The organism is Acinetobacter faecalis (assembly GCF_034187745.1).
Classification (GTDB): domain Bacteria; phylum Pseudomonadota; class Gammaproteobacteria; order Pseudomonadales; family Moraxellaceae; genus Acinetobacter; species Acinetobacter faecalis.
This window is the reverse complement of the sequence record NZ_JAXHPF010000014.1, coordinates 23566-38006: the sequence shown is the minus strand read 5'-3', so window position 1 is coordinate 38006 and position 14441 is coordinate 23566. Positions and strand designations below refer to the sequence as shown.

Below are 14441 nucleotides of genomic sequence, written 5' to 3'. Positions count from 1 at the left end.
ACTGCTGAAACTGCTGAAACTGCTGAAACTGCTGAAACTGCTGAAACTGCTGAAACTGAGATTAGAGTTTTAAGATCTAAATTAAGTAATTATTTGACTATAAATGACCATATTCGTCCTAAGACTTTAGCTGGGTTTACAACAGTACTAAAAAAATGGTTATCCCAAGATGATGTAATGAATGAAATAGAATTATTAAGAAAATATAATTTAATCCAAGTGAATAGTAAAAAACAAATTACTTATACTTCAGATTTTTTAATAAATTAAGGAGTTACTTTTATTGGAAAGATAGGCAGATATTAGCTAATTTTGATGATTGATAAGTAAAAACCACAAATAAATGATGATGTATTTATTTTAAACTTGCCTTTTATATAAACCTTATGCAACTCTAATATAGGAATATTGAGGCTTTTCTATGGAAAATACTGGAATTTGGGTTGCAGTTGTCATTGTTGTTTTTGTTTTAGGATCAATTTTTGGTCTACGTATAAGCCCTCGCGAAAAAGCGCTAGGGATGATGCGTGATAAAGCAAGAAAGATGGGGCTACATCCTCGATTGGTGGCAGCACCAGAGTGGACTAAAATCCCAATGGCATCTGAAAAACGTGCCAGCATGGTTGCGTACTACAGTATTTTACTTCCAGAAGCTCGACTTCCATTAATGCGTGCACGAATTGTAGATCAGCAGTTTGATCTAGTGCATGGGGATGAAAAGTTTAAAAATTTTCCCATTGCATTAAAAGGTATTTATGCTATTGATATGCAAGCTAACTGTGTAGGACTATATTGGGATGAAGAATCAGATTTAAGAGCCACGCAGTTAGAAGATATGAAAGCATTACTCACTTCATTGGCTGAATTTTAATTTATACCCATATAAACAGGAATAACGGTTCATTATGGCGAACGCTCCTCGGTCCACATCCAAAAGCACTACAGCAAAATCTTCCGAAGCTGGGAAAAAACGTGCGCTCGTGATTGTGGAGTCGCCTGCAAAAGCGAAAACAATCAATAAGTATTTAGGTTCAGAATACATCGTAAAATCATCTGTTGGTCATGTTCGTGACTTACCGACAGGTGGTTCTGCAAAGTCGACAGAAAAAAAGGCTGCAACACGTACAAAATTAACTGATGCGGAGAAAGCTGAAAAAGCTCAAAGTGCATTAATTAATCGTATGGGTGTCGATCCTGAACATGACTGGAAAGCTAAATATGAAGTGCTTCCTGGTAAAGAACATGTAGTCGCAGAACTTAAAAAACTTGCATCGCAAGTCGATGAAGTCTATCTCGCAACGGATATGGACAGAGAAGGGGAAGCAATTGCGTGGCATTTAAAAGAAGTCATTGGTGGAGACGATTCACGTTACCAACGTGTTGTTTTCAACGAGATTACAAAAAATGCGATTCAAGAAGCTTTTAAACAACCTTCTCGCCTTGATACAGATAAAGTTAATGCTCAACAAGCACGTCGTTTCTTAGACCGAATTGTTGGTTTTATGATTTCGCCATTGCTGTGGGAAAAAATTGCTCGTGGTTTATCGGCAGGTCGTGTGCAATCTGTTGCTGCAAAACTTGTTGTTGAACGTGAACGTGAAATTCGTGCATTTATTCCTGAAGAATATTGGCAAGTCTTTGCAGACACGCAATCTCAAAATGATGTCATTCGTTTAGAAGCAGTTAAACAAGGTGGTAAAACCTTAAAACTGCAAAATAAAGCACAAACAGATGCTTTGTTAAAAATTTTAAACGATGCTGAATATAAAGTTTCAACACGTGAAGATAAGCCAACTAAGGTCAATCCTAGCGCACCATATATCACTTCAACACTTCAACAAGCCGCAAGTACACGTCTTGGTTTTTCTGTGAAGAAAACCATGACTATGGCGCAGCGTTTGTATGAAGCAGGTTTTATTACTTACATGCGTACGGATTCAACATTCTTAAGTGATGATGCCGTAAACATGGTTCGTACACATATTGAATCTGAATATGGTGAAAAGTATCTGCCTGCGAAGCCAAATAAATACGGCAATAAGGCAGGTGCACAAGAAGCCCATGAAGCCATTCGCCCATCGGATGTTGCTTTAAAAGGTGATCAGCTTGCAGGTGTAGACCGAGATGCTCAACGTCTTTATGACTTAATTTGGCGTCAGTTTGTTGCGTGTCAAATGACACCAGCGCAATATTTGTCATCTACTATTTTAGTGGATGCAAATGGCGTAGAACTTAAGGCGAAAGGTCGTACATTAGTATTTGATGGTTTTACCAAAGTTCGTGGTCAAAACAAATCTGATGATGATGTGTTATTACCTGCTGTAAAAGTAGGTGAAGTGCTTAAACTTGAGAAGTTAGATCCATCTCAACACTTCACTAAACCACCTGCACGTTTTACAGAAGCATCACTTGTAAAAGAACTCGAGAAAAAGGGCATTGGTCGTCCATCGACATATGCTGCAATTATCTCGACGATTCAAGATCGTGGTTATGTGAAAATAGATAATCGTCGTCTTTTTGCCGAAAAAATGGGCGAAATTGTGACGGATCGTCTCGATGAAAACTTCAATAACTTAATGAATTATGCGTTTACCGCAGATTTAGAAAGTCAGCTCGATAAAGTTGCAGATGGTGATCGTAACTGGAAAGAGCTATTAGATAGTTTCTATGGCGATTTCAAAAAACGTTTAACGACGGCTCAGGGCGAAAACGGTATGCGCCGTAATCAACCTGTGGAAGTGGATGCGGTTCATTGTAAAGAATGTGACCGTCCAATGCAGATTCGTACAGGTACAACAGGTGTATTCTTAGGTTGTTCAGGTTATAACTTGCCACCAAAAGAACGCTGTAAAGGTACATTTAACTTAACGCCTGTAGAATCGCTTGCAGCATTATCTGATGATGATGCAGCTGAAACTGCTGATTTAATGTCTAAAAAGCGTTGTCCAATTTGTGAAACAGCAATGGACAGTTACGTAATTGATGGTGGTCGTAAATTACATGTTTGTGGTAATAACCCAGACTGTAATGGTTATGAACTCGAAGAAGGTGAGTTCAAAATCAAAGGTTACGATGGCCCAACAATTCCATGTGACAAATGTGAAGGTGAAATGCAATTTAAGACAGGTCGTTTTGGACCATACTTCGCTTGTACGAGCTGTGATAATACGCGTAAAGTCTTGAAAAGCGGTCAACCTGCGCCTCCTCGTGTAGATCCAATTAAAATGGAACATCTGCGTTCTACAAAGCATGATGATTTCTTTGTATTGCGTGATGGTGCGGCTGGTTTGTTCTTGGCTGCAAGTAAGTTCCCTAAAGTGCGTGAAACACGTGCACCTAAGGTTGCTGAACTTCGTTCTGTTGCAGAACAGCTTGACCCGAAATATCAGTTTATTTTGCAAGCACCAGATGTTGACCCTGAAGGGAATCCTACATTGGTAAAATTCAGTCGTAAAAACCAAGCACAATATATTGGTTCTGAAACGCCTGAAGGTAAGCAAACGAAGTGGAGCTTAGTTTACCAAGATGGTAAATGGGCAGAAGCTTAAAACTAAATAGATAGAAAATGCTGACAATGGTCGGCATTTTTTATGTCAAAATAGCGTGAATAAGAAACTAAAAAATTGAAATTATGTGGAAAAAAATACGAATTACGCTTTTATTAATGGTTTTGCTCATTGTTGGGGTAAATACTTATAGGGATCAAAATCAAAATTGGACAAAACCTATTATTGTGGTTGTTCATCCAATTAATGCAGATGGCTCGGTGAAAGCACAGCAGTATATTTCACGATTATCTGTACAAGATTTAGATGATGCTCAGGAATATTTAAAAGAACAAGCGCAATCCTATACAAAGGAGCCTATTCATCTTTATTTTCGCTTAGGGCGGGAACTGAAAGAACATCCACCCAAAGTTCCTGGAAATGGTTCAATGCTAGATTCAATGTTGTGGAGTCTTAAATTTCGTTACTTCGCGTGGAAACAGCATGAAAGTGCAGATGGTTCATCTAGCGTAACGTTATATCTCAATTATTATGATCCAGAGCTTCATCCAGTTTTAAAGCATTCCACAGCACTTGAGAAAGGTAGAATAGGTACAGTTAATTTATTCGCCTCTCAAAAATATTCAAAAACCAATAAAGTTGTTTTAGTGCACGAATTACTACATGCTTTTGGTGCTCAAGATAAATATGATCTATTAACAGGTCAGCCGATATATCCTGATGGTTATGCATATCCAGAGAAAAATCCATTATTTCCTCAAGCAAAGGCTGAGTTGATGGGGGGGTATGTTCCCACTTCAAAAGACACAAGCAAAATCCCTGAATCTTTGAAACAAACAATTATTCGTGAAACAACAGCGAAAGAAATTGGTTGGTTAAAATAGTGTAAATAAAATAACTGTGGATAATGTCTAATTTATCCACAGTTATTTTATGTGCTATGGATAACTGAATGCCTAGAAAAATAATTAAAAGATGATCAACGTATTTTGTGTATGATGAAATTCATTCAAATATAAAAATATCACAATGACACACCCCATATTTGTTCTTGCGCCAGATTCATTTAAAGAAAGTATGACTGCAGAGCAGGCTTGTCATGCTATGCAACGTGGTATTCAACAGATTTTTCCTAAAGCAAAATGTATTCACGTTCCTATGGCAGATGGCGGAGAAGGAACGGTAGATGCACTCATTCATGCATTAAATGGTCAAAAAATATTTTGTGAAGTTCAAGGACCAATGCCACATCAAAAAATACAAACTTATTTTGGTTTGATTGATGATGGTCAAACCGCCATTATGGAAATGGCAAAAGCCAATGGCATAGATTTATTGCAACGAGAAGAGCGGAATCCGCTACTGACAAGCACGTTTGGCACAGGGCGAATGATTCGCCATGCTTTAGATTTGGGTGTCAAAAAAATTATCATTGGTTTGGGTGGTAGTGTGACCAATGATGGTGGAAGCGGTATGGCACAAGCTTTAGGTGTGAAGTTTTTAGATCAATTGAATAATGAGATTCAGGCTTGTGGTGGTTCACTAAATCAAATTTCAAAAATTGATATATCTGAGCTTGATACACGTTTAAATGATGTTGAAATTTTAATTGCTTCAGATGTGAATAATCCTTTGTGTGGGGAAAATGGCGCATCTTATGTATTTGCTCCACAAAAGGGTGCTACACCTGAAATAGTGAGGCAACTCGACGCGAATCTTCAACATTTTGCCTCACTTGTAGAAAGTACTTTGAATGTTGATGTCCAGCATGTTGCAGGCGCAGGTGCAGCAGGTGGTTTGGGTTTTGGTTTGATAGCATTTGCATCTGCAAATATTCAGTCAGGTGCGAGTTTGGTTATTGAGCAAACGAAGCTGGCTGAAAAAATTGCCAAAGCGGATTTTGTATTTACAGGTGAAGGCAGTATAGATTTTCAGACGAAATTTGGTAAAACGCCTTGGGCTGTGGCGCAAGTAGCGAAGAAGTTGAATAAGCCTGTGTATGCTTTTGCAGGCCGTGTAGGGGATAATATTGAGCCTTTGTTTGATGAGGGTTTTACGCAGATTATTTCGATTAATGAGCCAAATTGTGATTTGGAAACTGCAATGCAAAATGCGGAAATTAATTTGGAAAGTACAGTTACCAATGTATCTTTACTTTTGAAAGATCAAAAGTAACAAAAATCTTTTATTGAGCTGAAGGTATTTCCATATACCTCAGCTCAATGAGCGACATCCATGTCGCTATACGCGTATCAGGTTGTATTTAGTTAAAATGCAGTTGGATCTGCTTAAGAGAATAAATCGGAATTATTAAAGTTTTGGTAGTAGCTCTGCTAAACTATCTCTTCAATTCGTACGATGAGATACCATGAGTTTAGCCAGCCTAATTGATGAATTAAATCCACAACAGAAACAAGCTGCGACAACAGAGTCAAAGCATAGTCTAGTTTTGGCAGGTGCAGGCTGTGGTAAAACCAAAACCATCGTAGCGCGTGCGGCATATTTAATTGATCAAGGTGTGCCTGCAAATCAAATTCAAATTTTGACCTTTACCCGTCGCTCTGCAAGTGAAATTGTGGCGCGTGTGGAACTTGCATTAGGCGAGCAAGCAAAAGGCTTAAGAGCATCGACATTTCATACGTTTTGCATGTATTTATTGCGCCGTATTCCAAAAGCATTTGGCTTAGAGCAATTCTCGATTATCGACCGAGATGATCAGCTCATGATGTTCCGCCTTATTCGTGGAAAAGATGATAAGAAAAATCCAAATCAATTACCCAAGCCACAAGAACTTTGTGATTTATATTCTTTTGCACGAAATACACGTCAAAAACTGAGTGATGCTTTGGAAAAACAGTATCCTGAACATATTGTTTTTAAAGACCAAATTGCAGAAATTATGAAAGAGTACGAAACACGTAAACGTGCTCGTAGCTTTTTAGATTATGACGATATTTTAGCAATAGTTGCTTCAGCTTTAGATCAATCTGAAGGTTTGGTCGATTATGTTTCTTCAATTTGTCGTCACATGTTGGTCGATGAAATGCAAGATACCAATCCTTTGCAATGGGCGCTGTTAGAGCCATTAAAAGAAAAAGTCAGCTTATTTTGTGTAGGTGACGATGCGCAGTCGATTTACGGTTTCCGTGGTGCAGATTTTGAAAATATCCATCATTTTAAAGACCGTGTGCCCGACGCAAAAATCCATAAACTAGAAAAAAATTACCGTTCGACTCAAGAAATTTTAGATCTTTCGAATTGGTTGTTAGATCAAAGTGAAATTAAGTACGACAAACGTTTAGAAGCACATCGTGGAGAAGGGGTTAAGCCAAAACTTCATGTTTTTCCAAATGAGTTTGATGAAGCAAAATGGATTGCTGTTGATATCAAAGAACGTCATTTTTTAGAAGGAAAACCGTGGAAAGATCACATGGTTTTGGTGCGATCTAGTTTTGCTGCTCGTCATATTGAAGCTGCATGTATTGCGTCAAATGTTCCTTACCGATTTATTGGCGGTATGAAGCTTTTAGAAACGGCACATGTGAAAGACTTGGTGAGTTTGCTCCGTGTTATTGCAAATCCATTGGATGATATTGCATGGATGCGTTTTCTCACTTTGTGGAATGGCGTGGGCGATGTAGGTGCAAGTCGTTTGGCACAGCAATTACTGATTGACCCTGATTTTGATAAAATTTTTGAAAAATTAGAAAGTTTTGGGCGTATTCCTGAAAAATCTTTACTCATGATGAAGCAAATGAATGTGCTTCGTGGAGAAGTTAAAGAGTGTGTAAGTTTGGGTGTTCAGGCACTTGAAGATCAGTTGGCGGAAAACTATAAGAAAGATTGGAATAGACGCCAAGGTGATTTCGAACTTGTAAAACAATTGGCATCTAAACATGATCAATTGAGCGAATTTTTAGAAGCTTATGTGCTCGATCCTGTTTCAATTTCAGAAATTGAACGTCAGTCAGATACAGATGTGGTAACCCTGATTACCATTCACTCTGCAAAAGGTACAGAGCAAAAGGTTTGTTATGTGGCAAACGTGACAGCAGGGCAATATCCTCATGCGCGTGCGCAAGGTAATTTTGATGATGTTGAAGAAGAGCGCCGTGTGCTTTATGTGGCTTTAACTCGTGCTCAGAATGAATTGATTTTAACCAAGCAAAATTTAAATTTATGGGCGCGAGATATGATTGATGAACAAGGTCGAAAAGTTGAAAGTTATTTCTTAAATGATTTAACACGTCACTTATGCACCATGGAAACGCATCATAAACCACGCCAACAAACTGTAAAAACTGCATTAATTGAGCGTCAGTCGATTAATTTAGATTTTGGTATCGATCTCGATTAAACTATAGCGAGATGTTTTGTACAAAAAGTAGAGTAGGCGAGTGCTTTTTGGTGATTTTTGCCTATTTTAAGGTTGTAAGATGAAAATTTTAGTTCGTAACTTAGAACGTACTGTAACAGAGCCAGAAATTTTAAAATTGTTCCAAGGCTTTGGTACTGTTGAATCTTGTACATTGGTTTTAGATGCTGCAACAGGCAAATCTAAAGGCTTTGCTTTTGTTGAAATGCCACATGCACGCGAAGCAATTAAAGCAGTAAAAGGATTGAACACTTTACGCTTACACGGACATGGTATTCGTGTGAAATTGGCTGAAGATAAGCCGAAAGCGGAAGAACAGTCTAAAGCTGCTGAATAAAAGTGATATAAAAAGGGAGCAAATAAGGCTCCTTTTTTATGCATTGATTAAACTGAAATAGATCATGCATAAATTTTATTGTGAATTATCAATAATTACGTTTAATCTAGATGATGACAAAAACGCCAAATATTAGGAATCATTTTTATGTCACGAGTTGCTCGTTTTCACGCAGATCGCACGAATCAAAAATTATATTTTGCACGTCTTTCGTGTCAACAAGCAGAGCAAACCGAACATATTCAACAAGCACAAGCACATCGTGAAGCAGCCGTTTTTCATTTGCATGGTGCTGTGTTGGCATTTTTACAAGAATTGGTTCGTTACTACAGATTGAGCGATGCAACCCCAACTTTAAAGTCTATTGAAGAGCATATGGCGGCTAAAGGACAGGTTTCACCTGAAATTAGTATTTTGCAAAAACTTGCGAAAGATGGTTTTATTGCAGAATTAAAGCGTGCATATCGTTTAAGTCAGTACACGCCAGAGCCAAGTGCACCAGAGCCAGAACAAGAAACATCATCTAACTTAATTATAAAAGTAACTCAAACACCGCAAGCTTGGTTGCCAGATACAGCAATTTTAAGAGAATGGCACCGAGATATTACTCAGCTGATTGATGGTTTTCGTAACGAAATGGTCGAATTTTAGTTTAACTTTTAGCGCTTGAAATTACCAAACTAGACCTTATATAAACTAATTCAAACAACGCAAAGCGCATAAATGCCTTTGTCACCATGTTGAACATGGAGGATATATGTCGATAGAACAGTTGAAAGAATTATTTGGTAGCCAAGAAGCAATTTTAGAGCTTGTTCAACTTGAAGGTGGTGAATTGGCATTACGCAATGCTGGCTCTGAAAATCCTTTGGTAAAAATTCAGTTTAATGATGAAGTACGGGCCCTATTGGGTGATCAAATTCCTGTCGTTGCTCAGCATATGATTCAGGCTGCTTTGTTTGCTTTAATGGAAAAGCAAAGCAATGAGTTTGATGAAACAGCAGTTGTAGATGAAAAGCCAAAATATCTGAGCTAAATTTTTTATTTAGTGAAAAAAAGCGCACTCAATGGTGCGCTTTTTTAATTTATTTTGAATGCTTTAAGGGGTAATAAACATTGAACTTGCAAATACAAATCCGATACCAATAAGTTGAAGGAAGAAGGGATTTTTTGCTTCTTGCCAATGCAAAATTAAAAATACAATTGAAATAGGGTAAAACAAAAAGCAACCTAAGCCCCATAAAATACTGGTTTTGAAAGCTGCAATTAAAAAACCAATTGCACCAATGATAATAATGGCAAAGCCTAAATACATAAGTAACATATTTTTCCCTATTGAATTTTAAAAAAGATTATTGGTAATAATTTAAATTAATATTTTGATACTAAGTTTACGGCGTGATTATAGTAGATATTTTAATGATTTATAAAGAATAAATAGAATATAAAAAAAGGATTAATAAAGTAATTAATCCTCTTTTAGTTTGTTTTAGTTTTGATTAATGCGATGAAGATTGATGATGCGCGACTTCAATTTGATGAAGAATATGGTTGGTCATATTTTTCGCCATTTCTTCTTTCGCAAAATAAACCTCGCCAATATTATCTTTACGAATAACTTCAGCTTCAGCTTTACTTTCTGCACATACCAGAACTTGAATTTGTGGGTTCAATGTTTTTGCGATATCTACAATTTTATGAATATCTAAAATATCCATAGGTGAAAGTACTAAAAGGCGTGCATGTTGAATGTGTGCTTGAATCAGTACGCTTGGTTCTGTTGCAAGACCACAAACTGCTGCAATATCTTTTTCACGCAAGTTTTCTACAATTTCACGGTTCTCTTCAGCAATTACAACTTTAATATCTTTTTCCATTAAAGTTTTTGTAATACGACGACCAACCTCACCATGACCAACAATAACCACCTGATCACGCAGGTAATCTTGAGAAACAGCATCTGGAAGCATTGCTAATGGATCACCACTACGTTCAAGCAAACGTGCCAAATGCGAGCGATTACGTATCCAATTTTGAATAGGTTCTACTGCAGAGAAAATAAATGAGTTTAGGGTGATAGAAATTAAGGCACCTGCCAAAATCAAATTTTGACCTTCAAGTGATAGTAATTGAAGTGAAACGCCCAAAGTTGCCAAAATAAATGAGAACTCACCAATTTGGGCTAAGCTTGCTCCAACTGTAAGTGCGGTATTAATTGGGTATCTGAAGAATAAAACCAATGCCATTGCAGCGATAGTTTTACCAATCATAATAATAGCAACAGTACCTAAAACGTGAATAGGTTGTTCAATTAAAATTCTTGGATCAAACAGCATTCCTACAGAAACGAAAAATAGGATGGAGAAAATTTCACGAAGCGGGAGAGTTTCAGCTTCTGCACGTTGGCTAAAGTCAGATTCTTTTACAACCATACCTGCAAAGAAAGCGCCCAATGCCATAGATACGCCAAATACTTTGTATGCGCCAAATGCAATGGAAACGGCTGCGGCTACTACGGTGAGCGTAAATAGTTCACGAGAGCCTAAACGAGCAACCACTTGCATAATCATTGGTACAAGTCGTTTACCAATAATAAGCATAAAGGCAATAAAACCAGCAACCTTAAGTAAGGTAATGCCTAATGTTAACCAAATGTTTTCGTTTTCAGCCCCGCTAGATAAGGCTTGTCCGCCAAGTAGTACAGCCATTGCAGGTAAAAGCACTAAAACTAAGACCATCACAAGGTCTTCGACCAAAAGCCAACCAACAGCAATCTTACCGTTTACAGAATTGAGTAAACCACGGTCGCCTAAAGCTTTAAGTAAAACAACAGTACTTGCACAAGATAAGCTTAAACCAAAGACTAGCGCAGATCCAAAGCTCCATCCCCAAAGCATTGAAATACCAATACCCAGCAATGTTGCAACGCTAATTTGTAAAATAGCACCAGGCAAAGCAATACGACGAACCTGCATTAAATCTTTTAAAGAAAAATGCATACCCACGCCAAACATGAGGAACATTACACCAAGTTCAGCAAGTTGATTTGCAAGATGTAGATCGCCCACAACTCCTGGGGTGTTTGGGCTAATAATAATACCGGCAATAAGATAACCGATAAGAGGGGGGAGGCGTAAACGTGCAGCGATATAGCCAAAAATTAAGGCGACGCCAAAGCCAACCGCAAGTAATATTATCAGTTCTACATCATGTGGCACTAAAAACTCCCTAAGCTATTATGGTTAAGGTTTAAATAAGCACAAAGAGTGCCAAAAAATATTTTTAAAGTGTAGCAAGTCGCATAAAAAAAATGCAAAAAAAAACGACCTTGACGGTCGCTTTTTTCAAAAAAACTAAAATTATTTAATTTTAGCTTCTTTAAAGATCACGTGTTGACGGATTTTTGGATCAAATTTTTTGATTTCCATTTTTTCCGGCATTGTACGTTTGTTCTTAGTGGTAGTGTAGAAATAACCTGTACCAGCAGAAGAAACTAGACGAATTTTATCACGCATTGTCGTAACTCCTTAGATCTTTTGACCTTGAGCACGTAGGTCAGCAACAACCTTTTCGATACCCAATTTGTCGATAATACGCATACCCTTAGTAGTTAGACGAAGACGTACGAAACGTTTTTCGCTTTCTAACCAGAAACGGTGGTGGTGCAGGTTCGGCTCGAACCGGCGCTTAGTTTTGTTGTTGGCGTGTGAGACGTTGTTACCAACGACTGGACGCTTGCCGGTAACTTGGCAAACCTTAGACATGGTGTAACTCCATTGATTTAGCCAACAGCAAATCTGTATGGCCAGTCAAAAATAAACGGATTGAATTCATTCAAGGGGCGTTTTATACCAAAAATACGCTTAAAAGACAAGCGATTTAAGATAAAACAAGACATGATGCTGTTTAATAGCTCATGCCTTGATCAGTTATCGAAGAAGAGTCTTCGAAATAAGTCGATGAATCGGCTTGTCAAACGGTGGGAGAATGAATTTCAAGCTATACAACTTGGGATTAGACATCATAGACCGTTCATGTGACAAACTGAAAAATCCTTCAGGACCGTGATACTTGCCCATGCCTGATGCACCTACGCCACCAAATGGTAAATCGTCTTGTGCAACATGAGTCAAAACAGTATTCAATCCGAAGTGACCTGAATGTGTGCGCTGTACAATATAATCTGCACGCGCCTGATCAAAGTCGAAATAGTATAATGCAAGTGGACGCGGACGGCTATTAATAAACGCAAGAACATCATCTATTTGATCATATTCCATTATAGGAAGAATGGGACCGAAGATTTCATTCTTCATAATTTCCATGTCAGAAGTCACGCCAGTCAAGATTGTTGGCACAATTTTTCTATTTAAACTTGCATCTTCACTTTGTGGATTTATTTCAATAATTTTTGCACCAAGTTTTTTTGCATTTTCTAAATATCCCTGCAAACGATTATATTGTTTGTCATTCACAATAGATGTGTAATCGGGGTTATTTAAAATACTTGGGTACATATCGAATACATAAGTTTCAAATTGCTCGATGAATTCTGCTGTTTTGCCTTTTGGTAAGAACATATAGTCGGGCGCAACACAAGTTTGTCCTGAATTCCATAATTTACCAACGGCAATACGTTGGGCAACATCGCTCATGTCACTTGATGAATGCACAATAACAGGCGATTTTCCGCCAAGTTCTAAAATAACAGGAACCAAGTTTTCTGCGGCAGCCGCCATAATGGTTTTACCCACAGTGGTAGAACCTGTAAAAATAATTTTATCGAATGCTAAATGACAGAATAAGTCAGAAATAACACCGCCACCATTTACCACAGCAACTAACTCTTGTGGAAATGCTTCTGCAATAGCTTGTTCAAGTACACGGCCAAAATTGGCAGATGCACTCGAAACTTTAATCATTGCGTGATTGCCAGCAGCAAGCGCGCAAATAAGGGGACCAACAGAAAGTAATAAAGGATAATTCCACGGTGTAATAATGCCAATTACGCCTAAAGGTTGATATTCGACCCATGCTTTTGCAGGTTGATGAATGATTCCAACGTGGCGCTTAGAGGGTTTCATCCAAGTGCTTAGGTTTTTACTATAATATTTGATATGCTCTAAACACGTGAGAAGTTCACCAATTTTGGTTTCGCTTATAGAGCGATTACCATAATCTTGATTAATCGCATCTGCAAATTGGTCTTGGTATTTCACTAAAACACGTTTTAATCGGGCAAGTCGGTCTATACGTTCCTTCGCGCTTGGCACAGGGTAACGCTGATAAGCAAATTTTTGTAATGATAGAAGCTCGTTTAAATGGGTTTCGTCAAATGATTGTGCGGTCATGGTTGTATTTTTTGTTTGACTGTTCATAGCAAATTACATTTAATAAAAGCGATTAATTAAGTTTTTAGAGTATTTACTCTAAACAGTCAAGATACTTTATGTTAGTTTGCTAACATTTTATACAGAATGGTTATGTCAGGATGTCTCAATCAAAAACGGTCAAAACCAAAGAGCGTATTTTACAGTTAAGTTTGCAATTGTTTAACGAACGCGGTGAGCGTTTAGTTACAACAAATCATATTGCAGCAGAGCTGAATATGAGCCCTGGAAATTTGTATTATCATTTTCGTAATAAAAGTGAAATCATTAAAGAGTTAATGGAGCAGTATCAATCTGAAACGCTTGAAATGCTTGCTTTGCCAGATGATCGTGCTTTAGATGCAAACGATAAAATTCGTTATTTCCAGGTATTAAGTAGCCAGCTTTGGGCATATCGTTTTCTGCATCGTGATGTTTATCATTTGGTCGAAAATAACGAAGATTTTCGTAAAATGTATCCGCGATTTGCAGGTCAAGTGATGCAGCAAGGACAAAAAGTTTATAAAGCTTTTGTAAATGCTGGATTAATGGAAATGACAGATTCAGAAATTGAAGCTTTAATTATTAATTTATGGATTGTTTTAACCAACTGGACAAACTTTTTATATATGTCGGGTCATATTAAAGATTCGAATACATTGGAAGAAAAATGGGTATGGCAAGCATTACGTCAAATGGTCTTCTTAGAAGGTGCTTATTTACGTGGTGAAAGCCGAAATACCTATGAAGGATTGTTAGAATCTTTTGGTTCATCTGAGTTGTTTGAGAGCCTTTCATCTGCAAAAAAATAGATAGTGAATAATTCTATTTTGTTGGCAAACGAAAAAGCGTTA

Annotated in this window: 15 protein-coding genes; 10 read left to right on the top strand and 5 right to left on the bottom strand. The window is 37.6% G+C overall.

The features are described 5' to 3' along the window. The 9 genes from SKM54_RS12200 to SKM54_RS12160 form a co-directional block, all read left to right on the top strand. The coding region (locus tag SKM54_RS12200; protein WP_321095478.1) for a hypothetical protein at nucleotides 1-270 on the top strand (270 nt) is incomplete at its 5' end. 151 nt (nucleotides 271-421) lie between these two features. Beyond that, nucleotides 422-871: an ammonium transporter gene (locus SKM54_RS12195; protein ID WP_321095476.1), complete on the top strand. Its 450-nt coding sequence runs from the start codon at nucleotides 422-424 to the stop codon at nucleotides 869-871. Nucleotides 872-905: 34 nt separating this feature from the next. After that, a complete protein-coding gene (gene topA, locus SKM54_RS12190) occupies nucleotides 906-3548 on the top strand; it encodes a type I DNA topoisomerase (protein ID WP_321095474.1) in 2643 nt (880 codons plus the stop codon). Nucleotides 3549-3631: 83 nt separating this feature from the next. Further along, the gene (locus tag SKM54_RS12185) at nucleotides 3632-4390 is read left to right on the top strand and encodes a hypothetical protein (protein WP_321095472.1); all 759 of its coding nucleotides are present in this window, start codon (nucleotides 3632-3634) and stop codon (nucleotides 4388-4390) included. A gap of 145 nt (nucleotides 4391-4535) precedes the next feature. After that, nucleotides 4536-5681 carry a glycerate kinase gene (locus tag SKM54_RS12180; RefSeq protein WP_321095470.1) on the top strand — a complete coding sequence of 382 codons (1146 nt, stop codon included), beginning with the start codon at nucleotides 4536-4538 and terminating at the stop codon, nucleotides 5679-5681. Nucleotides 5682-5874: 193 nt separating this feature from the next. Continuing rightward, nucleotides 5875-7863: an ATP-dependent helicase gene (locus tag SKM54_RS12175; protein ID WP_321095468.1), complete on the top strand. Its 1989-nt coding sequence runs from the start codon at nucleotides 5875-5877 to the stop codon at nucleotides 7861-7863. A gap of 79 nt (nucleotides 7864-7942) precedes the next feature. Continuing rightward, nucleotides 7943-8218 (top strand): RNA recognition motif domain-containing protein, encoded by a 276-nt coding sequence (locus SKM54_RS12170; RefSeq protein ID WP_154773718.1) that lies wholly within the window; start codon nucleotides 7943-7945, stop codon nucleotides 8216-8218. Nucleotides 8219-8365: 147 nt separating this feature from the next. Continuing rightward, nucleotides 8366-8869, top strand: a complete 504-nt coding sequence (locus tag SKM54_RS12165; protein ID WP_154773719.1) for a DUF6586 family protein — start codon at nucleotides 8366-8368, stop codon at nucleotides 8867-8869. Between the two features lie 106 nt (nucleotides 8870-8975). After that, the gene (locus SKM54_RS12160) at nucleotides 8976-9254 is read left to right on the top strand and encodes a hypothetical protein (protein ID WP_321088868.1); all 279 of its coding nucleotides are present in this window, start codon (nucleotides 8976-8978) and stop codon (nucleotides 9252-9254) included. A 63-nt stretch (nucleotides 9255-9317) separates the two neighbouring features. Here SKM54_RS12160 and SKM54_RS12155 read toward each other — a convergent pair whose 3' ends face one another. The 5 genes from SKM54_RS12155 to SKM54_RS12135 all read right to left on the bottom strand — a co-directional run bounded on the left by SKM54_RS12155 (nucleotide 9318) and on the right by SKM54_RS12135 (nucleotide 13596). Next, entirely contained in the window at nucleotides 9318-9542 is a 225-nt protein-coding gene (locus tag SKM54_RS12155) for a hypothetical protein (RefSeq protein WP_321095466.1), read from the bottom strand. A 175-nt stretch (nucleotides 9543-9717) separates the two neighbouring features. Further along, on the bottom strand, nucleotides 9718-11436 hold the full coding sequence (locus SKM54_RS12150; protein WP_171501333.1) for a cation:proton antiporter: 1719 nt from the start codon (nucleotides 11434-11436) through the stop codon (nucleotides 9718-9720). A gap of 141 nt (nucleotides 11437-11577) precedes the next feature. Further along, the gene (rpmG, locus tag SKM54_RS12145) at nucleotides 11578-11733 is read right to left on the bottom strand and encodes a 50S ribosomal protein L33 (protein ID WP_001205031.1); all 156 of its coding nucleotides are present in this window, start codon (nucleotides 11731-11733) and stop codon (nucleotides 11578-11580) included. A gap of 12 nt (nucleotides 11734-11745) precedes the next feature. Next, nucleotides 11746-11982: a 50S ribosomal protein L28 gene (gene rpmB, locus SKM54_RS12140; RefSeq protein WP_000048256.1), complete on the bottom strand. Its 237-nt coding sequence runs from the start codon at nucleotides 11980-11982 to the stop codon at nucleotides 11746-11748. Between the two features lie 165 nt (nucleotides 11983-12147). Beyond that, a complete protein-coding gene (locus SKM54_RS12135; RefSeq protein WP_321095464.1) occupies nucleotides 12148-13596 on the bottom strand; it encodes a coniferyl aldehyde dehydrogenase in 1449 nt (482 codons plus the stop codon). Nucleotides 13597-13709: 113 nt separating this feature from the next. Here SKM54_RS12135 and SKM54_RS12130 point away from each other — a divergent pair, with 113 nt between their 5' ends. Next, nucleotides 13710-14399, top strand: a complete 690-nt coding sequence (locus SKM54_RS12130) for a TetR/AcrR family transcriptional regulator (RefSeq protein WP_154773367.1) — start codon at nucleotides 13710-13712, stop codon at nucleotides 14397-14399. Nucleotides 14400-14441: the final 42 nt, after the last annotated feature.

Coding starts and splice junctions, on each gene's coding strand:
- SKM54_RS12170 (WP_154773718.1), top strand. CDS start 7,943: ATGAAAATTTTAGTTCGTAACTTAGAACGTACTGTAACAGAGCCAGAA.
- topA (WP_321095474.1), top strand. CDS start 906: ATGGCGAACGCTCCTCGGTCCACATCCAAAAGCACTACAGCAAAATCT.
- SKM54_RS12180 (WP_321095470.1), top strand. CDS start 4,536: ATGACACACCCCATATTTGTTCTTGCGCCAGATTCATTTAAAGAAAGT.
- SKM54_RS12155 (WP_321095466.1), bottom strand. CDS start 9,542: ATGTTACTTATGTATTTAGGCTTTGCCATTATTATCATTGGTGCAATT.
- rpmB (WP_000048256.1), bottom strand. CDS start 11,982: ATGTCTAAGGTTTGCCAAGTTACCGGCAAGCGTCCAGTCGTTGGTAAC.
- SKM54_RS12135 (WP_321095464.1), bottom strand. CDS start 13,596: ATGAACAGTCAAACAAAAAATACAACCATGACCGCACAATCATTTGAC.
- rpmG (WP_001205031.1), bottom strand. CDS start 11,733: ATGCGTGATAAAATTCGTCTAGTTTCTTCTGCTGGTACAGGTTATTTC.
- SKM54_RS12185 (WP_321095472.1), top strand. CDS start 3,632: ATGTGGAAAAAAATACGAATTACGCTTTTATTAATGGTTTTGCTCATT.
- SKM54_RS12195 (WP_321095476.1), top strand. CDS start 422: ATGGAAAATACTGGAATTTGGGTTGCAGTTGTCATTGTTGTTTTTGTT.
- SKM54_RS12130 (WP_154773367.1), top strand. CDS start 13,710: ATGTCTCAATCAAAAACGGTCAAAACCAAAGAGCGTATTTTACAGTTA.
- SKM54_RS12175 (WP_321095468.1), top strand. CDS start 5,875: ATGAGTTTAGCCAGCCTAATTGATGAATTAAATCCACAACAGAAACAA.
- SKM54_RS12160 (WP_321088868.1), top strand. CDS start 8,976: ATGTCGATAGAACAGTTGAAAGAATTATTTGGTAGCCAAGAAGCAATT.
- SKM54_RS12165 (WP_154773719.1), top strand. CDS start 8,366: ATGTCACGAGTTGCTCGTTTTCACGCAGATCGCACGAATCAAAAATTA.